Annotated in this window: 25 protein-coding genes; 14 read left to right on the top strand and 11 right to left on the bottom strand. The window is 60.2% G+C overall.

Annotated elements, in window-relative coordinates; genetic code table 11:
- Window positions 1-21 precede the first annotated feature (21 nt).
- Window positions 22-300, top strand: coding sequence for a type II toxin-antitoxin system RelE/ParE family toxin (locus F8N80_RS03555; RefSeq protein ID WP_150783224.1), 279 nt, complete (start codon window positions 22-24; stop codon window positions 298-300).
- A gap of 13 nt (window positions 301-313) precedes the next feature.
- On the top strand, window positions 314-601 hold the full coding sequence (locus F8N80_RS03550; RefSeq protein ID WP_150744330.1) for a HigA family addiction module antitoxin: 288 nt from the start codon (window positions 314-316) through the stop codon (window positions 599-601).
- A 6-nt stretch (window positions 602-607) separates the two neighbouring features.
- Here F8N80_RS03550 and F8N80_RS03545 read toward each other — a convergent pair whose 3' ends face one another.
- Both F8N80_RS03545 and F8N80_RS03540 read right to left on the bottom strand, forming a co-directional pair.
- Window positions 608-1159, bottom strand: a complete 552-nt coding sequence (locus tag F8N80_RS03545; protein WP_150744331.1) for a DJ-1 family glyoxalase III — start codon at window positions 1157-1159, stop codon at window positions 608-610.
- A 66-nt stretch (window positions 1160-1225) separates the two neighbouring features.
- On the bottom strand, window positions 1226-1672 hold the full coding sequence (locus F8N80_RS03540; RefSeq protein ID WP_150744332.1) for a DUF4879 domain-containing protein: 447 nt from the start codon (window positions 1670-1672) through the stop codon (window positions 1226-1228).
- A gap of 222 nt (window positions 1673-1894) precedes the next feature.
- Between F8N80_RS03540 and F8N80_RS03535 the strand changes: the two genes are divergently transcribed.
- The 5 genes from F8N80_RS03535 (at window position 1895) to F8N80_RS03515 (ending at window position 6855) form a co-directional block, all read left to right on the top strand.
- The gene (locus F8N80_RS03535; RefSeq protein ID WP_150783223.1) at window positions 1895-3190 is read left to right on the top strand and encodes an NCS2 family permease; all 1296 of its coding nucleotides are present in this window, start codon (window positions 1895-1897) and stop codon (window positions 3188-3190) included.
- The gene (trmA, locus tag F8N80_RS03530; protein WP_150744334.1) at window positions 3187-4266 is read left to right on the top strand and encodes a tRNA (uridine(54)-C5)-methyltransferase TrmA; all 1080 of its coding nucleotides are present in this window, start codon (window positions 3187-3189) and stop codon (window positions 4264-4266) included. Before F8N80_RS03535 ends, trmA begins: the two co-directional genes overlap by 4 nt.
- A 168-nt stretch (window positions 4267-4434) precedes the next feature.
- On the top strand, window positions 4435-5346 hold the full coding sequence (locus F8N80_RS03525; RefSeq protein WP_150744337.1) for a LysR family transcriptional regulator: 912 nt from the start codon (window positions 4435-4437) through the stop codon (window positions 5344-5346).
- A gap of 208 nt (window positions 5347-5554) precedes the next feature.
- A complete protein-coding gene (gene aroQ / locus F8N80_RS03520; RefSeq protein WP_150744064.1) occupies window positions 5555-5995 on the top strand; it encodes a type II 3-dehydroquinate dehydratase in 441 nt (146 codons plus the stop codon).
- A 5-nt stretch (window positions 5996-6000) separates the two neighbouring features.
- Window positions 6001-6855, top strand: a complete 855-nt coding sequence (locus tag F8N80_RS03515) for a shikimate dehydrogenase (protein ID WP_150783222.1) — start codon at window positions 6001-6003, stop codon at window positions 6853-6855.
- Between the two features lie 73 nt (window positions 6856-6928).
- Here F8N80_RS03515 and F8N80_RS03510 read toward each other — a convergent pair whose 3' ends face one another.
- The gene (locus F8N80_RS03510) at window positions 6929-7606 is read right to left on the bottom strand and encodes a TetR family transcriptional regulator (protein ID WP_150744062.1); all 678 of its coding nucleotides are present in this window, start codon (window positions 7604-7606) and stop codon (window positions 6929-6931) included.
- Between the two features lie 102 nt (window positions 7607-7708).
- Complete coding sequence (gene quiC, locus F8N80_RS03505; RefSeq protein ID WP_150744061.1) at window positions 7709-9613, bottom strand: 3-dehydroshikimate dehydratase QuiC; 1905 nt, start codon at window positions 9611-9613, stop codon at window positions 7709-7711.
- 594 nt (window positions 9614-10207) lie between these two features.
- On the opposite strand from quiC, the gene F8N80_RS03500 reads away from it, so the two are divergent.
- Complete coding sequence (locus F8N80_RS03500; protein ID WP_150744060.1) at window positions 10208-11542, top strand: MFS transporter; 1335 nt, start codon at window positions 10208-10210, stop codon at window positions 11540-11542.
- A 122-nt stretch (window positions 11543-11664) separates the two neighbouring features.
- Here F8N80_RS03500 and F8N80_RS03495 read toward each other — a convergent pair whose 3' ends face one another.
- The 4 genes from F8N80_RS03495 to F8N80_RS03480 form a co-directional block, all read right to left on the bottom strand.
- Window positions 11665-12543, bottom strand: a complete 879-nt coding sequence (locus F8N80_RS03495; protein WP_150744059.1) for a DMT family transporter — start codon at window positions 12541-12543, stop codon at window positions 11665-11667.
- 107 nt (window positions 12544-12650) lie between these two features.
- Complete coding sequence (locus F8N80_RS03490) at window positions 12651-13466, bottom strand: sugar phosphate isomerase/epimerase family protein (RefSeq protein WP_150744058.1); 816 nt, start codon at window positions 13464-13466, stop codon at window positions 12651-12653.
- A 2-nt stretch (window positions 13467-13468) separates the two neighbouring features.
- A complete protein-coding gene (locus tag F8N80_RS03485) occupies window positions 13469-14524 on the bottom strand; it encodes a Gfo/Idh/MocA family protein (RefSeq protein WP_150744057.1) in 1056 nt (351 codons plus the stop codon).
- Window positions 14525-14764: 240 nt separating this feature from the next.
- Window positions 14765-15541 (bottom strand): IclR family transcriptional regulator, encoded by a 777-nt coding sequence (locus tag F8N80_RS03480; protein ID WP_150744056.1) that lies wholly within the window; start codon window positions 15539-15541, stop codon window positions 14765-14767.
- Between the two features lie 167 nt (window positions 15542-15708).
- Here F8N80_RS03480 and F8N80_RS03475 point away from each other — a divergent pair, with 167 nt between their 5' ends.
- The 4 genes from F8N80_RS03475 to F8N80_RS03460 all read left to right on the top strand — a co-directional run bounded on the left by F8N80_RS03475 (window position 15709) and on the right by F8N80_RS03460 (window position 20513).
- On the top strand, window positions 15709-17457 hold the full coding sequence (locus F8N80_RS03475; protein ID WP_150783221.1) for an FAD-dependent oxidoreductase: 1749 nt from the start codon (window positions 15709-15711) through the stop codon (window positions 17455-17457).
- A gap of 191 nt (window positions 17458-17648) precedes the next feature.
- Complete coding sequence (gene ypfJ / locus F8N80_RS03470) at window positions 17649-18515, top strand: KPN_02809 family neutral zinc metallopeptidase (RefSeq protein WP_150783220.1); 867 nt, start codon at window positions 17649-17651, stop codon at window positions 18513-18515.
- 148 nt (window positions 18516-18663) lie between these two features.
- Entirely contained in the window at window positions 18664-19554 is an 891-nt protein-coding gene (gene ypfJ, locus F8N80_RS03465) for a KPN_02809 family neutral zinc metallopeptidase (protein ID WP_150744053.1), read from the top strand.
- Window positions 19554-20513, top strand: coding sequence for an alpha/beta hydrolase (locus tag F8N80_RS03460; RefSeq protein WP_150783219.1), 960 nt, complete (start codon window positions 19554-19556; stop codon window positions 20511-20513). The genes ypfJ (F8N80_RS03465) and F8N80_RS03460 overlap by 1 nt, the downstream gene beginning before the upstream one ends.
- A gap of 99 nt (window positions 20514-20612) precedes the next feature.
- Here the strand turns inward: F8N80_RS03460 and F8N80_RS03455 are convergent, their stop codons facing one another.
- From F8N80_RS03455 to F8N80_RS03445, 3 genes are all read right to left on the bottom strand, one after another.
- Entirely contained in the window at window positions 20613-21206 is a 594-nt protein-coding gene (locus F8N80_RS03455; RefSeq protein WP_150783218.1) for an HAD family hydrolase, read from the bottom strand.
- Window positions 21203-22072, bottom strand: a complete 870-nt coding sequence (tesB, locus tag F8N80_RS03450; RefSeq protein ID WP_150744050.1) for an acyl-CoA thioesterase II — start codon at window positions 22070-22072, stop codon at window positions 21203-21205. Before tesB ends, F8N80_RS03455 begins: the two co-directional genes overlap by 4 nt.
- 104 nt (window positions 22073-22176) lie before the next feature.
- Window positions 22177-22746 carry a GNAT family N-acetyltransferase gene (locus tag F8N80_RS03445; RefSeq protein ID WP_150744049.1) on the bottom strand — a complete coding sequence of 190 codons (570 nt, stop codon included), beginning with the start codon at window positions 22744-22746 and terminating at the stop codon, window positions 22177-22179.
- An 87-nt stretch (window positions 22747-22833) separates the two neighbouring features.
- Between F8N80_RS03445 and F8N80_RS03440 the strand changes: the two genes are divergently transcribed.
- Both F8N80_RS03440 and F8N80_RS03435 read left to right on the top strand, forming a co-directional pair.
- The gene (locus F8N80_RS03440; protein WP_150783217.1) at window positions 22834-23754 is read left to right on the top strand and encodes a histone deacetylase family protein; all 921 of its coding nucleotides are present in this window, start codon (window positions 22834-22836) and stop codon (window positions 23752-23754) included.
- Between the two features lie 282 nt (window positions 23755-24036).
- Window positions 24037-25278 (top strand): TIGR03862 family flavoprotein, encoded by a 1242-nt coding sequence (locus F8N80_RS03435; protein WP_150783216.1) that lies wholly within the window; start codon window positions 24037-24039, stop codon window positions 25276-25278.
- The last annotated feature ends 13 nt before the right edge of the window (window positions 25279-25291 follow it).

Below are 25291 nucleotides of genomic sequence, written 5' to 3'. Positions count from 1 at the left end.
GTATCGCCTTACACTCCACCCATGATCAAATCCTTTCAGCACAAAGGCCTTCGCGGCTTCTTTGAAACCGGTTCGACTCGTGGGATTCGAGCAGATCATGCGAAGCGTCTGGCTCGCATGTTGCAGTTTATGGATCGCGCAGAAATACCCGGTGACCTCGATCTTCCAGGATGGCGGCTACATCCACTGCGGGGAGAGCTGGCTGAGTACTGGTCTTTGAGCGTTTCAGGAAACTGGCGCGTTATTTTTCGTTTTTCAGGTTCGGATATCGAGCTGGTCGACTACCTGGACTACCACTGACAGGAGGCAGGACATGCCCATGCACAACCCGCCACACCCTGGCGAAACACTATTGACGGATATATTGCCCGAGCTGGGCATCAGCGTCACAGAGCTGGCCCGGCACCTGGGGTTTGCGCGTCCGCATCTATCACGGGTACTGCATGGCCACGCACCGATCAGTCCGGATCTGGCAGTACGTCTGGAGCGGGCCGGAATTGGCAAGGCACGCATGTGGCTAGGGGTTCAAACCGACTACGATCTCTGGCAAGCCGAGCATCGTGAGCAACCAGTGATCCAACCCATTGCCGTCCACGCCTGACAACCGCTAGACCACCAACTCCCCCGCCACCGTAGTCCGCGTGGCTTTGCCGCAGAGTTGTTCCACCAGCGTCAGGGCAAACGCCAGTGCGGCGCCCGAGCCCTGGGCGGTGATGCAGTTGCCGTCGACGACCACCGGCTGGTCGATGAAGTTGCAACCCGCCAGTTGATGGCTGGCCGATGGCAGGCAGGTCATGCGTCGTTGGCGCAGTACACCAAAGGCTTGCAGCGCGAGTGCCGGGGCCTCGGCGATGCCGGCGAACAGACGCCCGGCCGCCGCCTGATCCTTGACCAATTGTTGCAAGGGTTGATGGGCCGCCAGATGTTGCGCACCCACGGCGCCACCGGGGAGCACGATCAGATCGAACGGCTGGGCCAGCAAGTCCACCAGCATCGCATCGGACGTCACTCGGGTGCCACGGGCACAGGTGAGCATGCGCCGCCCCTCGATGCTGGCCACCACCACTTCAACTTTGGCACGACGCAGCACATCGATCAGAGTCACTGCTTGCAGGTCATCGATGCCCTCGGCGAGGGTAATCAGAGCTCTAAAGGTCATGGCCGCAGTCCGCTGAGTGATCCTTGAAGCGTAGTCAGCTTTCCTGGCTCTCGTTCGAGCCTGCCGTTACTTGATGTAAAGCTGCGTCGACAGGGTGTTGCCCGGGGCATTGATCGAGGTATTGCTGAAGGTGAACGTTCCCTCCTGTTTACCTGCCAGATCGAAGACATACAAATAACCGACGGTTTTTTTCCCTACGGTGCATTCGGTCAGGTTGCCATTATCAAAGGCACAGATCGGGGTCCGGGTGCCGTTCACTTCAAACCCGTCCAGCCCTACCTGCGCCCCACGACCGTAGCCGACTTCCAGCACGTAGACCCTGATGTTCGCTCCACTGTGATTGCAGCGTGTCTGCTCCTGTCCCGGTGCAATGCTTTCAAAACCACAGCCCGGCGACTCGACCTTGAGCAGCTTTACCTGACTCAACGGCGGCGCCGAGGCAGCCGAAGCGATCTGCGCGCCCGAAAACACTGCCATCAATAGTCCGAACCCGATTACCAACTCTTTTCTCATGCAATGCATAAGTCCCCCAAAACCGGCGCGCAGTATGGCTCACTTGGCTTTAGCGCAAAACATCGACGACGATCGCAGCCATTAGCAGTCATAACCCCACACTGCTGGTATGATGCGCGGCTTTTTCCGACCTACAGCAAATTACCGGGCGCCTGCAATGGTCTGTGCTTTGCTATTGAGGTCGATACATTCACGGCGCCTGGCGCGCCACGGGGAGCAGACATGCTGGAAAGGCTGTTTCAACTCAAGGCACACAACACCAACGTGCGAACCGAGATTCTGGCGGGCGTCACGACCTTTTTGGCCATGGCCTACATTCTGTTCGTCAACCCGAGCATCCTTGGCGAGACCGGCATGGACAAGGGTGCGGTGTTTGTCGCGACTTGCCTGGCAGCCGCCATCGGCTCCACCGTGATGGGCCTGATCGCCAACTACCCGATCGCCCTCGCCCCGGGCATGGGCTTGAACGCCTTCTTCACCTATACCGTCGTCCTGAACATGGGCCACACCTGGCAAGTGGCGCTGGGAGCGGTGTTCATCTCGGCGGTGATGTTCTTCCTGCTGTCGATCTTCCGTATCCGTGAATGGATCATCAACAGTATCCCGTTGCCCCTGCGTTCGGCCATTGCCGCCGGTATCGGCCTGTTTCTGGCGCTGATCGCCCTGCACAACGCCGGCATCGTGGTCAAAAACCCGGCGACCATGGTCGGCCTCGGCGACCTCAAGCAACCGGCACCGATCCTCGCCACCCTGGGCTTTGCCCTGATCGTCGCCCTCGAAGCCCTGAAGGTTCGCGGCGCCGTGCTGATCGGTATTCTGGCGGTGACCATCGCCTCCATCGCAATGGGTTTCACCCCGTTCGGCGGCGTGATGTCGATGCCACCGTCGCTGGCGCCGACCTTCCTGCAACTGGACATCAAAGGCGCACTGGACATCGGTCTGGTCAGCGTGATTTTCGCTTTCCTGTTCGTCGACCTGTTCGACAACTCCGGCACCCTGATTGGCGTGGCCAAGCGCGCCGGCCTGATGGGCAAGGATGGCCACATGCCAAAAATGGGGCGCGCCCTGATCGCCGACAGTACCGCAGCCATGGCCGGTTCCTTGCTGGGGACTTCAACGACAACCAGCTACATCGAATCCGCCGCCGGCGTGAGTGCCGGTGGCCGCACCGGCCTGACGGCTGTCGTGGTTGCGATTCTGTTCCTGCTGGCGTTGTTTTTCTCGCCATTGGCCGCCAGCGTTCCGGCGTTCGCCACCGCGCCTGCGCTGCTGTTCGTCGCAGTATTGATGACATCCGGCCTGGCCGAAATAGACTGGGACGACATCACCGTTGCGGCACCGGTCGTGGTCACTGCCCTGGCCATGCCATTCACTTATTCCATCGCCAATGGCATCGCCTTCGGTTTCATTTCCTGGACCGCAATCAAGCTGCTGTGCGGTCGCGGCCGTGAATTGAATTCGGCGCTGGTGATCCTGTCGATTCTGTTCGTGATCAAATTGGGTTGGTTCAACGCATGACTTTTGATACCCAGGCTTACGCCGTTCAGCTCGAAGAAAAGGTCACGCGCCTGCGTGATCTGCTGGCCCCGTTCGATGCGCCAGAACCTGCCGTGTTCGACTCGCCGCTGAAAAACTTCCGCCTGCGCGCAGAATTTCGCCTATGGCGCGAAGCCGGCGAGCGTCACTACGCGATGTTTTCCCAGGAAGACAAACGCACGCCGATCCTGATCGAAGAATTTCCGATTGCCAGCCTGCGCATCAATCAATTGATGCCGCAGCTCAAAGCGGCCTGGCAAGGTAGCGCGGCGCTGAGTCACAAGCTGTTCCAGGTGGAGTTCCTGACCACCTTGGCCGGCGATGCAATGATCACGCTGTGCTACCACCGCCCGCTGGACGAGCATTGGCACGCAGCCGCCTCGAAACTGGCAGCCGAGCTGAATGTCAGCGTCATCGGCCGCTCCAAGGGCAAGCGCGAAGTCATCGGTCATGACTACGTGGTCGAGAAACTGGAAGTCGGTGGCCGCACTTTCAGTTATCGCCAGCCGGAAGGCGCGTTCACCCAGCCCAACGGTACGGTGAACCAGAAGATGCTCAACTGGGCTTATGACGCACTGGGTGATCGAACTGACGACTTGCTGGAGCTGTACTGCGGCAATGGCAACTTCACCCTGCCGCTCGCGACCCGTGTGCGCAAGGCGCTGGCCACCGAAATCAGCAAGGCTTCGGTCAACGCGGCGCTGAGCAACCTCAGCGAAAACGCGGTGGATAACGTCACGCTGGTGCGCCTGTCCGCCGAGGAATTGACCGAAGCCCTGAACGAAGTGCGCCCGTTCCGCCGCCTGCACGGCATCGACCTCAAGAGCTACGAATTCGGTAGCGTCTTCGTCGACCCGCCTCGTGCGGGCATGGACCCGGACACGTGCGAACTGACCCGGCGTTTTGACAACATTCTCTATATTTCCTGCAATCCAGAAACGCTGGCGGCCAACATCGCCCAACTGCACGACACCCATCGCATCACTCGCTGCGCGATGTTCGATCAGTTCCCATGGACCCATCATATGGAATCCGGGGTGTTGTTGACCCGGCGTTGATTGCCATTGCCCCATACGAATCAGCCGTCATCACGACGGCTTTTTTGTGGGCGCTCAAAGGGCCGATTTGCCCGAACCGGGCTGCCGGTCCAGTCGGCCTGTATTTGTGTGTCGGGATTTGATAAACAAAGAGCCAATCACTCCATTTGATCCCCGGTGTAATCAATCATGCAGCGACAGTTCGACGATCTTCAGCTGGGCAGCATCGAGCTGTTTTGCCTGGCCGCCGAGGCCGGTAGCTTCACTGCTGCTGCGCTGGTGGCCGGTGTGACGCCGGCAGCCGTGAGCCGATCGGTGTCGCGCATGGAGGAACGCCTGGGCGTGCGGCTGTTTGCGCGCACCACTCGCAGCGTAAAACTGACCGACAGTGGCCGGCGCTATTACGAAGAGTGTCGCCAGGCGCTGGCGCAACTGGTCGAGGCCCAGCGCGAGGTCATGGGCCAGCAGCAGGAGCCTTCCGGCACCTTGCGCATCAGTATTCCCACCACTTATGCCCATCACCGCATCCTGCCGTTGCTGCCAGCGTTTCGGGAGCGCTTTGCGGCGGTGAAAGTCGAGTCGCACATCAGCAATCGCAACATCGATTTCGTTGGCGAAGGCTATGACATGGCCATCCGTGTGCGGGCGATTCCGGATTCCGGCCTCATCGCCCGACACCTGGAAGACGCAGCGTTGGTAATGATCGCCAGTCCCGATTACCTGAAACGTGCCGGCATCCCGCAAACCCTCGACGACCTGCAACAGCATGAATGCATTCAGTACGAACTGCCCAGCAGTGGCCGGCGCATTGCCTGGTTGTTCAACGATGATGGCGTGCAGCGAGAAATGCTTGCCGAGGGCAGCCTCTGTTGTTCCGACGACGTGCTGGGTGGCGTGACTCTGGCCAAACACGGGGCGGGGCTGTTTCAGACTTATCGCTTCATTGTCGAAAACGAACTGGCCGATGGCTCGCTGGTGGAAGTGCTCAAGCCTTATGGCGGGCGCTCACGGCCGTTCACCCTGCTCTACCCCCAGAGTCGTCATGTACCGCTGCGATTGAGGGCTTTCATCGACTTCCTCGTTGAACATCTCCCGCGCTGAAAAGATCGCAGCCTGCGGCAGCTCCTACAGGGGAATGTATTTCAAATACAGCTGCCGCAGGCAGCGATCTTTTGCGCCCGTCCGATCACCGCACACAAAAAACCGCCGCGCCTCCTCTTCAATTGACCAAACTAACCAGCTAGTACATTTTATCTCCACAGGCCGAAGCACTTGGCCGATTCCAAAAACAATAAGTGGAGAGACCCTGATGGCCCCTATCGTTCTGGTGCTCAACGGCCCCAATCTGAACCTGCTCGGCACCCGTGAGCCGGCGACATACGGTCACGAGACCCTGGCCGACATTTCGTCGTTGTGCGCACGTGCCGCCGAAGAGTTCGGGCTGGCGGTGGAATTTCGCCAGACCAATCATGAAGGCGAACTGCTCGACTGGATTCACGCCGCCCGCGGCCGTTGCGCTGGAATCGTCATCAACCCGGCGGCCTGGACACACACCTCGGTTGCGATCCGCGATGCCCTGGTCGCCAGCGAACTGCCGGTGATCGAAGTCCACCTCTCCAACGTCCATGCCCGCGAGCCATTCCGGCACCACAGCTTCGTTTCAGCCATTGCCACCGCCGTAATGGCCGGTTTCGGCAGCCACGGTTATCGCCTGGCGCTGGAACATTTCAGCCTGCGGCTGAAGGGGTGAGCGCCATGACTCAGAACAAAGCTGTACTGGCCGGACTGATCGGTGCCGGCATCCAGGCTTCCCGCACCCCGGCACTGCACGAGCATGAAGGCGATGCACAGGGTTTGCGCTACCTCTATCGCCTGATCGATCTCGACCCGTTGAAACTCGACAGCAGTGCCTTGCCCGACCTGTTGATGGCCGCCGAGCGAATGAACTTCACCGGTCTGAACATCACTTTTCCATGCAAACAGACCATCATCCCGCTGCTCGACGAACTGTCGCCGGAAGCCCGCGGCATCGGCGCAGTCAACACAGTGGTGCTCAAGGACGGCAAACGCATTGGCCACAACACCGATTGCCTGGGCTTTGCCGAAGGTTTTCGCCGTGGCTTGCAGGGCGTTGCCCTTGAACGCGTCGTGCAAATGGGCGCAGGTGGCGCAGGCGCAGCGGTGGCCCATGCGTTACTGAGCGAAGGCGTACAGCTGCTAAGCATTTTTGATGTGAATACCAGCCGCGCGCAGTCGCTGGCGAACAACCTCAATCAACACTTCGGTGCTGGCCGCGCGGTCGCCGGGCATGATTTGCAGGACACCCTGGCCGAGGCCGACGGCCTGGTGAACACCACGCCCATGGGCATGAAAAAACTGCCGGGCACACCAGTGCCTGTGGAGCTGTTGCGAGGTGAGCTGTGGGTGGCGGAAATCGTTTATTTCCCGTTGGAAACCGAACTGCTGCGCAACGCCCGCGCCTTGGGCTGCCGGACGCTGGATGGCGGCAGCATGGCGGTGTTTCAGGCGGTGAAGGCGTTTGAATTGTTCAGCGGCGTAGTGCCGGATGCGCAACGGATGCTGGCGCATTTTCAGAGCATGAATGGCTAAAAAACTTCGCGGGCAAGCCTCGCTCCTACAGGTTCACCTAGAACGGTAGGAGCGAGGCTTGCCCGCGAAGGCGTCAGGCCTGCAGGTATCGCAAAACCGACTCGCAAATCATCTCCCGATGCCGCTGCTTGATGCCTTCATCCGGCAGGTCGATCTGAAAGATTTCACCGAAGGTATGGCGGTTCGACACGCGATAGAAGCAGAACGAACTGATCAGCAGGTGCACATCCAACGGCTCTAGCCCTGCACGGAACACGCCCTCCTCGACCCCGCGACGCAAAATCTCGCCCAGTGAATCGAGGATGGTGTTGTTCATCGCCTTGATCGCATCGGAGCGCTTCACATAGTCGGCGTTGTGAATGTTCTCGATGCTGACGATACGCACGAAATCGACGTTGCGATCATGGTGATCGAACGTGAACTCGACCAGCCGCCGAATCGCCTCCACCGGCGCCAGTTCCGCCAGGTGCAGACGGTTTTCGGTGCTGCGAATATCGCCGTAGAGTTTCTCCAGTACCTCGACGTAGAGCTGTTCCTTACTGCCGAAGTAGTAATAGATCATGCGCTTGGAGGTGTGGATGCGCTCAGCGATCGCATCGACGCGAGCACCGGAAAGCCCCTGCTGGACGAACTCGACAATGGCTTCTTGAAGAATGTTCTCTCGGGTCTTTTCCGGGTTGTTCTTGCGACTCTTGCGAGGCTCTGCAATTGGTTCGTCGGGCGCTGCGGAGAGTTCTGAAGTTATTGTCATTGCGGGCTCACGGCCATCACTGCACAGGCTGGCGATTATGGGCCGCGCCGCACAGTGAAGGAAGCCGTGCGACAGCGGTTTGACCTCGCGTTTACGAATTTCCTACAACTTTGCCTGACGGATGGCACCGCTTCGCGATTTGGCCATGGCCGCCAGCCGAACTGCCACGTTCGCCGCACCGTAACCCGCATAGCCATTCTTGCGCTGGATGATTTCAAAGAAAAACCGTCCTTCAAAGGGTTCGGTGTACACATGGAACAGCTCACCGCCCTGGGCATCGCGATCGTAAAGCACGTTGAAATACGCCAGTTCGCTGAGAAACTCGTCGTCGAAATCGAAGCGTGCTGCCAGGTCATCGTAATAATTGAGGGGGATATCCAGCAGCGGTACACCGGCCTCTTTCGCACGACTGACCTCGGCAAAGATATTGTCGCAATCAAAAGCGATGTGATGCACGCCGGAGCCGCGATAACTCGACAGCGCGTGTGAAATCGCGGTGTTGCGGTTCTCGGAAATATTCAGCGGCAAGCGGATCGAGCTGCACCGGCTGCGCAACGCCCGGCTCTTCACCAGGCCATACGGGTCGGGCAGTACCACTTCATCATCCGCTTCGAAATCCAGCAGGCTCTTGTAGAACAGCACCCAACTGTCGAGGCTGTCGGCCGGCAACGCCATGGCCATGTGGTCGATGCGCTTGAGACCGCCGCTGGCCACGGCGGCAGGTTGCAGATTGAAATCGGTGCCATAGACGTCGGCGTCCTGGTCGACCAGATAAATCAGACTGCCATCCGGCGCGCGTACGGCGGCCAGCTCCAGTTCGTTGGGGCCGACCAGTCCGCGATACGGTTGACCCTTGTAAGCCACGGCCCGGGCCAGCGCGCTGGCGCTGTCCTTGACCCGTACAGCGGTGGCGCACAGCGATGGACCGTGAGCTTCGAAAAAACTGTGGGCGAACGAATAGGGCTCGGCGTTGAGGATCAGATTGATATCCCCTTGACGCAACAGACTCACATTCTTGGAGCGGTGTTGCCCGGCCTTGACGAAACCCAGACGCTGCAGCCAATGGGATAGCTTGGCCCCAAGGCTTTCGTCCACGGCGAACTCGAGAAATTCGATGCCGTTGTATTCGCAGGCTTCAGGTGTCTCGAACAGGATATCGAGGTTGGCCGCGGGTTTGGCATCATCCTGCGCCAGCCGCTCGCGGGTTTTCTCCTCCAGATAGAGCAAGGAACGCAGACCATCGGCGGCGTTGGCCCGGGGTGGTGCAGCACGAAAACCATCGTTGAAGATTTCCAGCGACAACGGCCCGGTGTAGCCACTCTTGATGATCGGTGCGAGGAACCCTGGCAAATCGAATTCGCCCTGGCCCGGAAAACAACGGAAATGCCGGCTCCACTCCAGCACGTCCATGGCCAGGATTGGCGCGTCGGCCATTTGCACAAAGAAAATCTTGTCGCCGGGAATGTCGGCGATGGCGCTCGGGTCGCCCTTGAGCGAGAGCGTATGGAAACTGTCCAGCAACACGCCCAGACTCGGGTGATCTGCCTGACGGACGATGTTCCACACCTGTTGCCAAGTGTTCACATGCCGGCCCCAGGCCAGCGCTTCGTAACCGATCCGCAGGCCACGGGCGCCGGCGTGTTCAGCCAGCAGGCGCAAGTCGTCGACGAGAATCTGTTCATCACCGATGGAATCGGCCGAGGCGTTGCTGCACACCAGCACCAGGTCGGTGCCCAGTTCCTGCATCAGGTCGAACTTGCGCTCGGCCCGTTCCAGGTTACGCGGCAAACGATCGCGACGGCAGCCCTCGAAGTCCCGGAAGGGTTGAAACAGGGTGATGGCGATCCCGAGATCGGCGCACATCTGCCTGATTTCCCGCGGGCTGCCGTCGTAGTAGAGAAGGTCGTTTTCGAAAATCTCCACCCCGTCAAAACCGGCGGCGGCAACGGCTTCGAGTTTTTCCGGCAGGGTACCGCTCAAGGACACGGTGGCAATGGAACGCTGCATTTTTCGACTCCCGGTGGTGGAGACCATTTTGTTAGAGGCTTCGAGCGCTTTATGTAGATGCCCGGCTTGCCGGCGATGGCGATCTCACGGATGTCTTCGCCGGCAAGCCGGGCTCCTACAGGGACCGCGTTTTTTCCTGAAGTAAATTATTGACTGCCAGATCCGGCACAGCAATTTAAAGTGTACTACCCAGTTAGTTTTGCGTGCGATTATCGAACACAATGGCCTTTGGCGAATTGACGATTTTTCGTCCACTGCGCAACATCAACACCACATTGGGTCCCGTCATAAACAATGGGGCCCGGTTACCAAAGACCCTGAACACCACATAAAAATTTCAAAAAACGGGTACACGCTCATGCACTCATTCAACGCCTTGCTCCCTCGCTCGAATTCCCACACACGCTGCCTGGCGTCCATCCGACCGTCTCGCGCCCCAGGCCGAACCGTGCCGCTCGCTGAATAACGCGCTTTCGTCAGCTGACAAAAAGCACCTCAGCCGGTCAATCGCCCCGCATCCAGCGCCACCGATTGATCACGCGCCCTTGAAGTCCCGACGAGCTTCGCTTGTCAGTCATTGAACGGATGGCACAAATGATTCCTTCTCAGAGTTCACGCATGGCTCCGGCCATCGGCACCGCCGGCGGCATCGGCGACAAGATCCGCGGCGCCATGGCGGTCGGCAAAACCCGTTGGGGCATGCTCGCGCTGGTGTTTTTCGCCACCACCCTGAACTACATCGACCGCGCCGCACTGGGCGTGATGCAGCCGATCCTGGCCAAGGAAATGAGCTGGACGGCGATGGACTACGCCAACATCAACTTCTGGTTCCAGGTCGGCTACGCCATCGGTTTCGTGCTGCAGGGCCGGTTGATCGACCGGGTCGGCGTGAAACGCGTGTTCTTCTGTGCGGTACTGCTCTGGAGCCTGGCCACCGGTGCCCACGGCCTGGCCACTTCGGCGGTCGGTTTCATGGTCTGCCGCTTCATCCTGGGCCTGACCGAAGCCGCCAACTACCCGGCCTGCGTGAAAACCACGCGGTTGTGGTTCCCGGCCGGTGAACGTGCCGTGGCCACCGGCATCTTCAATGCCGGCACCAACGTCGGTGCGATGTTCACGCCGATGCTGCTGCCGCTGATCCTCCACGTGTGGGGCTGGCAGGCAGCGTTCCTGTGCATGTCGGCACTGGGCGGGATCTGGTTGCTGTTCTGGGGCTTGAAATACTTCAACCCGGAGGATCACCCAAGCGTTAAACAATCGGAACTGGACTACATCCAGAATGAAGTCGAACCGGAACAGACCCGCGTGCCGTTCTCGAAAATCCTGCGCATGCGTGGCACCTGGGCCTTCGCCCTCGCCTATTCGATGACCGCGCCGGTGTTCTGGTTCTACCTCTATTGGCTGCCGCCGTTTCTGAATCAGCAATATAACCTGGGGATCAACGTGACCCAGATGGGTATCCCGCTGATTATCATCTACCTGACCGCCGACTTCGGCAGCGTCGGCGGCGGGATCCTGTCCTCGTTCCTGATTGGCCGCGGAATGAACCCGATCAAGGCGCGACTGCTGTCCATGTTCCTGTTCGCCTGCTGCATCATCGGCGTGATCATGGCGGCAGGCTCCAGCAATCTGTGGGTTGCCGTGGCCGCCATTTCCCTGGCCATCGGTGCGCACCAGGCCTGGACGGCGAACATCTGGAGCCTGGTCATGGACTACACGCCCAAGCACATGATGAGTACGGTGTTCGGTTTCGGCGGCATGTGCGCCGCCATCGGCGGGATGTTCATGACCCAGTTGGTCGGACACATCCTGACCATCACCAACAACAATTACACCGTGCTGTTCACCATGATTCCGGCGATGTACTTCATCGCGCTGATCTGGATGTACTTCATGGCACCGCGCAAGATTCCTACCGTCACCGACTGATACCCCGACGCAAATCCCCCTGTGGGAGCGAGCTTGCTCGCGATAGCGGCCTGACAGTCACCAGCGATGGTGAATATCAGGCCCCATCGCGAGCAAGCTCGCTCCCACAGGTCGTTTACCGTTTACCGACGGCTCTGTTGCCAGGCCGCCGCCAACCCGCTGCAGCAAATCACCGCGATCCCGACCACTGTGGTCAGGGTCGGCGTGTGGGCAAACAGCAACCAGCCCAGCAAACCGGCAAAGACAATCTGACAATAGCCGAACGGCGCCAGCAGAGCGGGCGCGGCGTGACGGAAAGCCTGGGTCAAAAACAAATGCGCGGTCATCCCGCAAGCCCCCAGCGCCACCATCATGAAACCATGTCCGAGGCTGGGCACTTGCCAGAAGAACGGCACCAGCGCACTCATCACCAAGGTGTTGCACAGGCCGGCGAAGAAGTTACTGGTGGTCGGGCTGTCGATCTCACTGAGCTTGCGGGTGAGCAATTGATAGAAGCAGAAAAACAGTGCCGAGCAGAGCGGCAACAACACGGCTGGCGTGAACAGGTCGCCCCCGGGGTGGACAATGATCACTACGCCGATAAACCCGCAAATCACCGCGATCCATTGGCCACGGGTGACGCGCTCACCCAGCAGCGGCACCGAAAGTGCGGTTACCAGGACCGGGGCAAGAAAGTTGACTGCCGTGGCTTCGGCCAACGGGATGTACTGCAAGCCGGTGGTGAAAAACAGACTGGTGCCCAGCAGGCACAACGCCCTGAGCAACTGCAGTAACGGTCGCCTGGTCCGCAGGACACTCAGCCCGGATTGCGGCAGAAAAATCCCGGCCATCAATAACGTGTGAATCAGATATCGGGCCCAGACCACCATGATGATCGGGTAGAACCCTGAAAGAAATTTCGACAACGCGTCATGGCTGGAAAACAGAAAGGTCGCGACAACGATCAGCATGATCCCCTTGAAGGGCTGATTGACGCCGGAAAGCGGGGTGCTGAGGGTCATTGGGTTTCCTTACTTAAAGTCAAAAGCTTCGCGGGCAGCCCACACTCCCACAGGGTTGTTCAAACCTGTGGAAGTGTGGATTGCCCGCAACAGGTGCGCAGCACCGCTTACAGCCGCGCCATCAATTCACGGGTTTTATCCAGTGCCATCTGCGCCCGTTGCAACCCACTCACGCCCTGCTCCAGCAACTTCAGGGTGGGTATCTCAAGGCTCAACGGAACATTGACCGGTAGACATTGCAACAACCCCGCCAGATCACAATCGCCCTCCCCCGGGAAGCGCCGTTCATTACGTGCCTGGCGCAGAATCTCCGTCATGTCCGTCGGCCGCGGCCCCGCCACGTCGCACAACTGGGCATACCGTAACCGTGACGGGGCAACCCTGGCCAGATCTTCCAGCCGCGACCCCGAACGATCGAAATGGAAAGCGTCCACCAAAACCGCGCCGTTTTCACGGCCGGCGGTTTCGACAATGCGCACCGCTTGTTCCAGATTGCGTGCATCGGTCCAGGGCATGAACTCCAGATGCGGATGCAGCCCGTAACGCGCCGCCAGATCACAGAGCCGGGCGAAATTCTCCGTGAGCCTGTGTTCGTCCGAATCGTTACCCGCCACCAGTAATTCACTGGCGCCGAACTGCGCACCGACCTCCAGTATTTTCTCGAAATCGGTGACGACGGTTTCCGGTTCGAGACGCAAAATCTCAACATCCAGAACGCGAATGCCGGTATCACGCAAACACGCCAAAGTCCTGCGCCGTAACCCGATATCGGCCACCAGTGGAAAATGATGTTCTTCAGGTGTTGCCGGCACCAGCCGTAATCCGACATGGCTGTAGCCGGCCCGCGCCGCGACCTCGACCATCTCGGGCGGTGACAACTCGAGTACCGTCAGACTGGCCAGGGAATAAATCCGTTCATTCATGTTCATCCCTCAATCAGCGAAGGGGCGCAGGCGCGGCCGGTTTGCGCGGCTTCGCGGATCGCCTCGATCAGCGCCAGGGTGCGGGCGGCGTCGGCGACGCTCACCAACGGCTCGACTTCCCGGCGCGCGACGCGCACGAAATGCTGCAACTGCAAACGCAACGCTTCATCGAGGCTGAAACTTTCCTGAACCTCCAGCAACGGTTGATGCCACCCCGCATCGGCTTCAGCGTAGTGCCAGCGCTTGAGCTGCGGAATGCTCAACGCCCCCCGCGTCCCGGCCAGCATAAAACAAGGCTGATCGGCCTGACGCGGATACACCGGGTTCTCCCCGGAGTCCAGCTCCCAACTCCAGGGTGCCGCCACCGCATCGGAACCGGTCAGGCTGCCCAGCGCACCGCTGTCGAATTGCAGCAACACCGCCGCGCAATCTTCGTTGGCAAATCCGCGTACCGCATTGCTGGTGATTGCCTGCACTTGCCGCACTTCGCCGCACAGGTGCCGGAGTAAGTCGAGATCGTGAATCAGGTTGGTCAGTAACATTCCCGCACCGGGCTCGCGGCGCCAGGCCGTCTCGAAATAACTGTCGGGTTTGCGCAACTGCCAGAGCGCCGTGACCGTGGTCAATCGACCCAAGGCACCACTGTGGATCAGTTCATGAGCACGGGCGATCAGTGGATTGTGGCGCCGATGATGCCCCACCAACACTGGCACGCCCGTGGCTTTCGAAGCGTTCACCAGCTGACGGACTTCGTCCATGTGCACGCCCACCGGTTTTTCCAGCAGCACCGGCACGCCAGCCGCGAGGCAATCCAGCGCGGTGCTGACGTGAAGGTTGTTCGGGTTGGCGACGATCACGGCGTCCGGCTGCACCTGCTCCAGCATCTGATGGTGTTCGGCGAAATAGGCCACGCCCCATTGCGTGGCAATAGCCTCTGCCTGCGGCCCGGGATCGGCCACCGCGCACAAGGTCGCCTCCGTCAGGGTTTTCAAATGCTGGTAATGCTGCTGGCCCATATTGCCAGCGCCGATCAGGGCAATGCGAAGGGGGGAATTCAAGGGTTGGTTCTCTTGTGTTTATTGTTGGAAGGAATGACTTCAACAATTTAGAACCAGATTCCAGATTCTTACACAGATAAACCACAAAAGTGTGCGAACAACGCACATATTGGGCGTTCGAAGACCGTCATGTGGGAGCGGGCTTGCTCGCGAAGGCGGAATGTCAGTAGACATTGATGTGTCTGAAACACCGCTTTCGCGAGCAAGCCCGCTCCCACATTGAATCAGCGGTGCCCAAGGTTAAACGAACAACTCCGAAGCCTGACTCGCCGCGGACAACTCCTCGGTGTACTTCAACAACAACGGCGCCAACTCATGCAACCGCGCCCCCGGCATTCGCGCGCTCGGGCCGGCGATACTGAGGACCCCGATCACCCGGCGATCACCCGGGTGCCGCACCACCGCCGCAATCGCCGAAGTCCCCACCGCCGAGCTCTCCTCGACCCAGGCATAGCCCTGTTCCCGCGCCAGCCGCAGGCGTTCCAGCAATTCGATGTTGGAGCGCGGTGCATTCGGCCCCAGGTCTTTCGGGCGCTCACCGCCCTGGCGCTCCACCAGCGACAAGGCTTCGGCATCGCTCATGCACGCCAGCCATGCATGCCCTGACGCGGTATAGAACAGAGGTGCATCACGGCCCATATCCGGGTCGTAGCGCAGACCGGAACGGGCGCCCTGGGATTTTGCGATCCAGGTCTGTCGCTCGCCTTCGATCACCCCAAGGCGCACCAGTTCACCGGTTTCCCGGGCCAGGCGATCGAGCACCGGCTGAACGATATCGGCGCCGCTGCTCGACAGGTAACGAAACCCCATGGCTACCAGTTTGGTGGACAGGTGATAGCGCAGATTTTCCGGATTCTGCCGTACGTAGCCCAGCCGAATCAGTTCGGCGAGCAGGCGATGGGTCGCGCTTTTGGGGATATCCAGTTGCTCTGCCAGCGTTTGCATCGGCAGACCGCGAGGGTCGCTGGTGAGGTTTTCCAGCACACTGAAAACACGTTCGATCTGACTGCCGGCCATGGGAGGCTCCACGCAAAATTTGGCAGATTCTAAAAGACAAACTGCCCAATACGAAATCTGGAACCCGCTGTCCGATAACCGCCCGCTTTGCACGGTCGATGGTTGCCGAGTCTGATCATGCTCATATATTTTCTGGAATCAAATTCTAAAAACATGAGTTTTCCAACATGCCTGCCCAACCACACAACGCTCCGGATACTGACTGCGACGTGCTGATCATTGGCTCCGGGGCAGCCGGACTGTCTGCTGCAGTCACTGCTGCATGGCACGGTCTGAAAGTCATTGTGGTCGAGAAAGACTCGGTGTTTGGCGGCGCCACGGCCTGGTCGGGTGGTTGGGCGTGGGTGCCGTGCAACCCCCTGGCCCGTCGCGCGGGTATCGTCGAAGACGTCGAGCAACCGCGCACCTACCTTAAACATGAACTCGGCGAGCGTTACGAGCCGGCAATGATTGATGCGTTCCTCGAGGCCGGCCCGCGAATGGTCGCGTTCTTCGAACAGCACACCTCATTGCAATTCGCCGACGGCAACGCGATTGCCGATATTCATGGTGACACCCCGGGAGCCGGTACCGGCGGGCGCTCGGTGATCGCTGCGCCTTATGACGGACGAAAAGTCGGCAAGCTGCTCAAGCGTCTGCGCACAACCATGCGCGAAACTTCGTTCATGGGCATGCCGATCATGGCGGGCGCGGACCTTGGCGCGTTTCTCAACCTCACACGCTCGCTGTCGGCAGCCTGGCATGTGACCCGGCGCTTCACCCGTCACCTGCTCGACCTCGCCATTCATGGCCGGGCGATGCAACTGGTCAACGGCGTCGCACTGGTGGCCCGGCTGGCAAAATCCGCCGAAAACCTTGGCGTATTGCTCTGGGAATCGGCGCCGGTCACCGAGTTGTTGCAAGAGGGCGGTCATGTCCGGGGCGCGGTGATCAGCACCGCCAAGGGCCAGATCCGTATTCATGCGCGCAAGGCGGTGGTGCTCGCCGCCGGGGGTTTCGCCAATGACATTGAGCGGCGCAAGGCATTGTTCCCTCGCACACCCACAGGTCATGAACACTTGGCATTGCCGCCCCTGAGCGTCAGTGGCGATGGTCTGCGCCTGGGCGAACTCGCCGGCGCCCGGGTCAACACCGACATGGTATCGCCAGTTGCCTGGGCACCGGTTTCGCAAGTGCCGCACAAAGATGGCAGCATCGGCCACTTCCCGCACATCATCGAGCGCGGCAAACCCGGGATCATCGGGGTGTTGAGCAACGGCCAGCGCTTCGTCAACGAAGCTGACGGCTACTACGACTATGTGACAGCCATGGTCGCCGCTGCACCGCAGGGCGAGGAAGTCGCCTCCTGGCTGATCTGCAGCCATGGATTTCAGCGGCGCTATGGCCTCGGGATTTCCCGGCCTTTTCCGGTGCCCCTGTCATCCTTTATCCGCAGCGGCTATCTGAAAACCGGCGATACCCTGGAGGAATTGGCCCTGAACTGCGGCATAGACCCGAACGGTTTGCGCCGTACCGTGTCGCAATACAACCGCCATGCACACAAGGGTGAAGACCCTCAGTTCGGTCGCGGCTCGACGTCCTATAACCGCAAACAGGGTGATGCGTTGCAGCGCCCCAACCCTTGCATCGCACCGATCGAACAAGGCCCCTTCTATGCCGTGAAGGTCCAGCCCGGCTGCTTCGGCACCTTCGCCGGCCTGAAGGTCAACGCACATGCCCAGGTCCTCGGCGAATCCGGTCAAGTCATCACCGGGCTGTACGCAGCGGGCGGCGACATGGCCAGCATCATGGGTGGGCACTACCCCGCCGGCGGCATCAATCTCGGCCCGGCGCTGACGTTCGGCTACATCGCCGCACGACATATCGCAGGCATCACAGCTTACGAACAGGAGATCGACCCTGCAGCCCATCGTTGAGTTTGAACATACCGCTCGGCCTCGGGACCCGTTCGACCGGTCACCGCGAATTGGCCACGTCAGATCCACGACAACAGTCCCAATGACAATGGCCTTACTAATCCTTACATAATTCACCCACATATCTTTGCCAGTGCGGTTATTCATGGATTCGGCGATACACGCCCCATCATCCATGAGAGACCGCAAACATGTTATGGAACAAGGCAAGACGCAGCGACAACGTGAACGACACTCGGGAGGGCAAGGATGCCCGCACACTCACAGGGAAAACGCTGGGCGCCGGATTGGCCGCCGTCGCACTGGCAAGCGCAGGACTTTATTCGACACTGGGTACGACACCGGACGAGGCTCCCCTGACCTCGTCGAACACCCTTAACCCACCCGGCGTCGCCCTTTCAATTGACACCGAAGATCTGCAACTGAGGTTCGTACAGTCAGTACTGGGCGACACCGAAGACACCTGGAAACAACTTTTCGCGCAGACGGGACGGCATTATCCGGAACCCACGCTGACGCTATTCGACAATGGGGTGGTCTCCGGATGCGGGTACGCCAGCTCCGCCAGTGGCCCGTTCTACTGCCCAGGCAACCAGCAGGTGTACCTCGATCTGGCGTTCTTCGCCAAACTGGAGCAGCAGTTTTCAGTGGTCGGTGACTTCGCACGGGCCTACATCATCGCTCACGAAATCGGCCATCACGTGCAACTTGAGCTGGGACTGTCCGCCCCCTTCGAGAAAGCCTTGCTGGACCAGCAACCGGTCACCGGCGATGGCGGCCTGGAGGTGCGTGCGGAGTTGCAGGCCGATTGCCTGGCCGGCGTCTGGGCGCACCATGCGCAACAACGCCTGGACTGGCTGGAACCTGGCGATATCGAAGCCGCCTTGCACGCCGCGGCAGCGTTCGGTGACGACAACCTGCAACGCTCCCGAAACGACACAGTTCGGCCAGAGACGTTCAGTCACGGCACTTCGCAGCAGCGCGCGAACTGGTTCAAATCCGGTTTCGCCACAGGCCGGACCGAGGCTTGCGACACCTTCGCCGCCGAGGACCTTTGACCCGTCCGTCAACGAAGAGGTTAATGTCACCGCCTGCACAGAACCGGCGCCGTTCAAGGCTGTCTGATGACCGGACTGGCGCCGCTCTCACTCAGCAGCAACACTCACCACGACCCTTCTTCATCAAGCCAGTAACGAGGATCCCCCCATGCTATGGAAAAAAGGTCGACGCAGCGACAACGTGGTCGATGCCCGGGGCGATGACGTCGGCGGTGGTGGCGGAATGCGTTTCGGTGGCGGCAAGGGCCTGAGCCTGACGGCGATCGTGCTGATCGTCGGGATCGGCTGGCTCACTGGCCAGGACCCCTTGCAGATCCTCGGGCAACTCACCGGGCAGATGAGCGAGCAATCGGCGCCGGCCCCGACGCAAACCCGCAAGGCGCCACCGGCCAATGATGAAGGGGCCGAATTCGTGCGCTCGATCCTGGGCGATACCGAAGACACCTGGAGGCAGATTTTCCAGCAGGCCGACCGTCAATACAAGGACCCGACCCTGGTGCTGTTCAGCAACCGCGTCAACTCGGCATGCGGCCTGGCGACTTCCGCGACCGGTCCGTTCTATTGCCCGGCGGACCAGAAAGTCTACCTGGACATGAGTTTTTTCCAGGAGATGTCCCAACGCTTTTCCGCTGCGGGCGATTTCGCGCAGGCCTACGTGATCGCTCACGAAGTCGGGCACCACGTGCAGACCTTGCTTGGCGTATCGGCGAAAATTCAGACCGCGCGCCAACAAGGCCGGCAAATGGAAGGCGACGGTGGCTTGCTGGTGCGCCAGGAACTCCAGGCCGATTGCCTGGCCGGGGTCTGGGCCCATAATGCCCAGCAACGCCTGAACTGGCTGGAACCGGGTGACATCGAAGAAGCCTTGAACGCCGCCAACGCCATTGGCGACGACCGTCTGCAACAGCAAGGCCAGGGTCGCGTGGTGCCGGACTCGTTTACCCATGGAACGTCGGCGCAAAGGGTGCGCTGGTTCAAAACCGGATTCGCCCAGGGCCAGGTCGGCCAGTGCGATACCTTTGCGGCGAAAAACCTGTAATGAAAACGTGGCTGCTGGCTCTGTTGTTCACCTGCGCAAGCACCCAGGCTGCCGAGCATGGGGTCAAGGAACTCAGCCCCGGTCGCCTGCTGTTGACCTCGGGTGAGATCGCAGTGGGCATCGGCCCGGCGCCGACCAAAATCGAACGGGTGTTGATCATCATCCATGGCCGCCCGCGCAATGCCGAAACCTGGCGCCAGCGTGCAGAACACGCGGCTGAACAGGCAGGACAAAGCGCGACCACCCTGGTGATTGCTCCGCAATTTCTCAATGAGTCCGACATCGCACTTCACCCAGTGGCTGACAGCGTATTGCGCTGGCAAGGCAATGACTGGATGGCTGGCGGCTTGTCCACCGCGCCGTTTACCCTGAGTTCTTACGCAGCACTCGACGAAGTCCTCGCCCGAATCGGCGATCGCCAGCAGTTTCCCGATGTGAAGCAGATCGTCATCGCCGGTCACTCCGGTGGCGCCCAGGTAGTTCAGCGCTATGCGTTGCTGGGTCACGATCAACCCGAGCTCAAGGCGGCCGGCGTGCAGGTGCGTTACGTCGTCGCCAACCCGTCTTCTTATGCGTACTTCGATGAACGTCGGCCCGTGGCATTCAGTCACGCCGGTTGCCCGGACTTCAATCGCTGGAAATACGGGCTGGCGGATCTTCCCGCCTATGCCGAGGGAAAAAACCCCGCGCAGTTGGAGGAAAACTACGCCAAGCGTGACATCGTTTATCTACTGGGGCAGCAGGACACCGACCCGAATCATCCGGCGCTGGATAAACGTTGTGAGGCAAAAGCCCAGGGTGCGAATCGATTGGCTCGTGGGCGCAATTATTTTGATTACCTGAAGCGCCTGTATCCTCAGGGGATGAGTCAGCAGCTGATCGAAGTGCCGGGGGTTGGGCATGATGGGGATGGGATGTTCAATTCGCCGGAGGGGCAGAAAGCGTTGTTTGGTCAGTGAGTTTTTGTGGCGGCTGAACCGACGCCTTCGCGGGCAAGCCTCGCTCCTACAGTAGACCGCATTCCACTGTAGGAGCGAGGCTTGCCCGCGAAGGGGCCCTCATGTGAACAACATATCCCGCAACACCCCACAATCCGCCGCATGCCAGTCAGTCAACTCAGGCCACGGATTATCCGGCAGATTCACCAGCACCGTCCGAGCCCCCGCCGCCCGACCGCAATCCAGATCGAAGCGGTAATCACCGACCATCACCATCTCGCTCGCTGGCACATTCCAGGCCTCGGCCAGTTTCAGCAAACCACCCGGATGAGGTTTGGGTGGCGCTTCATCACGGCCCAGCACATCCTCCACCGCGAAGCAGTCGGCCAGACCGATCGCCTCCAGCGTGACGTGCGCCAGCTCACGGGCATTGCGCGTGAGAATGCCCAGGCGATAACCACGTCCGGCCAGCTCACGCACCAGAGCCACCGCACCCGGCGCCGCTTTCGATCCCAGCGCCAGGTCGCGTTCGTGTTCCAGCAACCAGGCATGCTTGGCCGCCGCTTCATCGGCCGGCAGCGCGGCGAGGTGGGTCAGGATGTCGTCTTCGGCAGGGATCGCCAGCGCCACGCGGATTGCCGCGAAGTCATGCACAGCCACTGTCAGGGTGCCGTCCATGTCGAACACCCAGTGCCGCACCTCGGCCAGGCTCATGCCCAATCCTTGCGGTGACGGATCAGGCCTTCCTGAGTGACCGAAGCCACCAATTGTCCGGCACGATTGAACACGCTGCCGCGGGAGAATCCACGGGAATTGCCGGCCCATGGGCTATCCATCGCGTACAGCAACCAGTCATCGGCGCGCAGATCGGCATGGAACCACAGGGCGTGATCGAGGCTGGCAACCTGCATGTCCTTGTTCCAGACCGATTTGCCATGGGGCTGCATCGAGGTGGTCAACAGATTGAAGTCCGAGGCGTAGGCCAGCAGGTATTTATGCAGCGCCGGGGAATCGACCAGGGCACCGTCGGCGCGAAACCAGATGTACCTGATCGGATCGGACGGATTCGGGTTGTAGGGATCTTCCTCGGTTACCGGTCGAAATTCGATCGGTTTCGGGCACAGCAGTTTTTCGCGCATGTGTTCAGGGATCAGGTGCGCACGCTGCTGGATGAGTTCCAGTTCTGTCGGCAGGTTTTCCGGACCGACCACTGTCGGCATCTCGGTCTGGTGCTGGAAACCTTCTTCGTCATACTGAAACGACGCGCTGCAGGTGAAAATCGGGTTGCCCTTCTGGATCGCCGTCACCCGGCGCGTGCTGAAACTGCCACCGTCGCGAACCCGGTCAACCTGATAGACCACCGGCAACCCGGCATCCCCCGGACGCAGGAAATAACCGTGCATCGAATGTACATGACGCGCTTCTTCTACGGTCTGGCTGGCCGCAGACAGGGATTGGCCGAGCACCTGGCCACCGAACAGCTGACGAAAACCCAGGTCCTGGCTGCGGCCACGGAACAGGTTTTCTTCGATCGGCTCCAGGGTCAGCAGGTCGACCAGATCATCCAACACTTGGCTCATTCAGTCTCTCCTCACACAACGCAATGCCGCGCAGTCTTGGCTGCGGCGGTCGATTCAGTTTCTGGCCAGTGCCCATGAGAGCTATTGTAAACGCCCGTGCCAGCTTATCCATGCAAGGTTTGCAGCCATTGTTCACGAGTGATGCGGTACAGCACATGGTGACGCAGGGGATGATCGATCGCGAGCCTGGGGTGTTCGAAATCATCGGCTGAATCATGGTGCATACCGATTGCCTGCATGACTTTCTGCGATGGCAGGTTGGTTTCGCTGGTGAAGGATACGACTTCATTCAACGCCAACCGGTCAAAGCCGCAGCGCAGAGCGGTCCATGCCGCTTCACTGGCGTAGCCCAGCCCCCAATGCTCGCGGGCCAGGCGCCAGCCGATTTCGATGGCCGGGGTGAAGGGCGCGTCGAAGCCGATCTCACCCAATCCGGTAAATCCGATAAATGCGCCGGTGTCCTTGCGCTCCAGCGCCCAGAGACCGAAGCCATGCTCGGCAAAGTGGCCACGAATCCGTCCGATCAGCGACGCACTCTCCAGCCGACTCAAGGGTGCCGGAAAATATCGCATGACCTGGGGATCGGCGCACATCGCCGCAAACTCCGGCAAATCCTCGTCCCGCCACTGCCGCAACAGCAGTCGCGCGCTCTCGAGTTTCAGTATCGGCTCCATCGTATCCCCCTTTCCCATGCCGCAAGTCTACATCGCTGGTACGATCCTTCCTTCATTCCTACCTGCCGTACTTGATAAAAGCCCGTTATGCCTCTGCCGCTGATCTACCACGAAGACTACAGTCCCGAGTTCCCGGCGGATCACCGCTTCCCCATGGACAAGTTTCGCCTGCTGCGCGATCACCTGGTGGACAGCGGACTGACCCGAGACACCGACCTGCTGCGCCCGGAGCTCTGCCCGCCAGAGATTCTCGCCCTCGCTCATGACCCTGCGTATATCGAACGCTACATGGGTGGCGAGTTGTCCCGCGAAGACCAGCGGCGACTCGGCCTGCCCTGGAGCGAAGCCCTGGCCCGGCGCACGGTGCGGGCGGTTGGCGGTTCCCTGCTGGCGGCCGAGCAGGCGCTGGAACATGGCCTGGCTTGTCACCTGGCTGGCGGCACTCATCACGCGCACTACGACCATCCCGCCGGTTTCTGCATCTTCAATGACCTGGCGGTGATCAGCCATTTCCTGCTGGAAAGTGGCCGTGTGAATCGGGTGCTGATCTTCGACTGCGATGTGCATCAGGGCGACGGGACTGCACGAATCCTGCACAACACCCCGGAGGCAATAACCGTTTCCCTTCACTGCGAAAAGAATTTTCCTGCACGCAAGGCCGAAAGCGACTGGGATATTCCCCTGCCGATGGGCATGGGCGATGCCGATTACCTGAAGGTCGTGGACGACGCGCTCAACTATTTGCTGCCGCTCTACCAGCCTGATCTGGTGCTGTATGACGCTGGCGTCGATGTGCATAAGGATGACGCACTCGGCTACCTGAAACTGACGGACGAAGGCGTCGCCGCTCGCGATGAAAGCGTGATGCGGCATTGCCTGGGCCGGGATATCCCGCTGGTGGGGGTGATCGGCGGCGGCTACAGCAAGGACCGCAAGGCCCTGGCACGTCGTCATGGGATCCTGCATCACAGCGCGCAACGGGTCTGGCAGTCATCAGGTTGTCATTGAGGTGTGGGTCTTTACCCACAATGGCTGTGGAGCCGCCTGTGGATAACCTGAGTGAAAGGGGCTGCAGGTCAGGCGGTGTATAGGGTTCAGAGCGGTGATTGTTTTTTGATCAGTCATTTTGAATCCACCGTAGATCAAATGTGAGAGCGGGCTTGCTCGCGAAAGCGTCGGCACATCCGGCATTGATGTGACTGATGCACCGCTTTCGCGAGCAAGCCCGCTCCCACATTGATCTCTGCGGTAGAATGCCCGGCTTCATTCCCCCAGACCGCAGCGCATTCCATGACTCAGCCCTCGACTTCCCTCCCCCCTCGCGTCGCAATCATCGGCGGCGGCCCCGCCGGCTTGATGGCGGCTGAAGTGTTGAGCCAGGCCGGGATCAAGGTCGACCTGTATGACGGCATGCCTTCGGTCGGGAGAAAATTCCTGCTGGCAGGTGTCGGCGGGATGAATATCACCCATTCCGAAGCCTACCCGGCATTCCTCTCGCGCTACGCCGAACGGGCGCCGCAGATTGCGCCGCTGTTGCGCTCATTTGGCGCTGACGCACTGTGCCAATGGATTCATGACCTGGGCATCGAAACCTTCGTCGGCAGCTCCGGCCGGGTGTTCCCCACCGACATGAAAGCCGCACCTTTGTTACGCGCCTGGCTCAAACGCCTGCGAGACGCCGGGGTAGTTATCCACACCCGTCATCGCTGGCTCGGCTGGAATGGCGATGGCAGCTTGAAAGTGTCCTGCCCTGACGGCGAAAAAAACCTTCAACCCGATGCAACCTTGTTGGCCGTCGGCGGCGGCAGCTGGTCGCGTCTGGGTTCGGACGGTGCCTGGATGCTGCCGCTGGAACAGCGCGGCGTGGAACTGGCGCCTCTGCAGCCGAGCAACTGCGGCTTCGAAGTGCAGGCCTGGAGCGAGCTGATGATCAGCAAATTCGCCGGAGCGCCGCTGAAAAATATCGCTATTGGTCTTAATGACGACGTCCCAAGGCTCGGGGAATGTGTGATTACAGCGACGGGTATTGAAGGAAGCTTGATCTACGCCCTGTCTGCACCGATCCGCGAAGCCATCAATCTGCATGGCTCGGCGACTATTCATCTCGACCTGCTGCCGGGCAAGCCTGTGGATAAAATCCAGGCGGCGCTAAGCAAGCCGCGGGGCTCGCGCTCCATGGCCAAGCACCTGCACAGCCAGCTTGGGCTCGAGGGTGTGAAAGCGGCGTTGCTGCGAGAGGTGACGGCGACCGAATGCTTCGCTGATCCGGCATTGCTGGCCGGAGCGATCAAGGCATTGCCACTGACCTTGGTGAAAACCCGCCCGCTGGACGAAGCCATCAGCAGCGCCGGTGGGGTAATGTTCGAATCGATGGATGAACGTTTGATGCTCAAGCAACTGCCCGGCGTGTTCTGTGCCGGGGAGATGCTGGATTGGGAAGCGCCGACGGGCGGCTATCTGCTGACCGCGTGTTTCGCCAGTGGGCGGGCGGCGGGGTTGGGGATGGTGGAGTGGTTGAAGCGCAAGGATTGAGACCGCGGCGCGC

Source organism: Pseudomonas fluorescens (assembly GCF_902497995.1).
In the GTDB taxonomy this organism is placed as follows: Bacteria; Pseudomonadota; Gammaproteobacteria; order Pseudomonadales; family Pseudomonadaceae; genus Aquipseudomonas; species Aquipseudomonas fluorescens_BK.
Note: the sequence above shows the minus strand (reverse complement) of the source record. Positions and strands in the feature narration are given on the sequence as shown.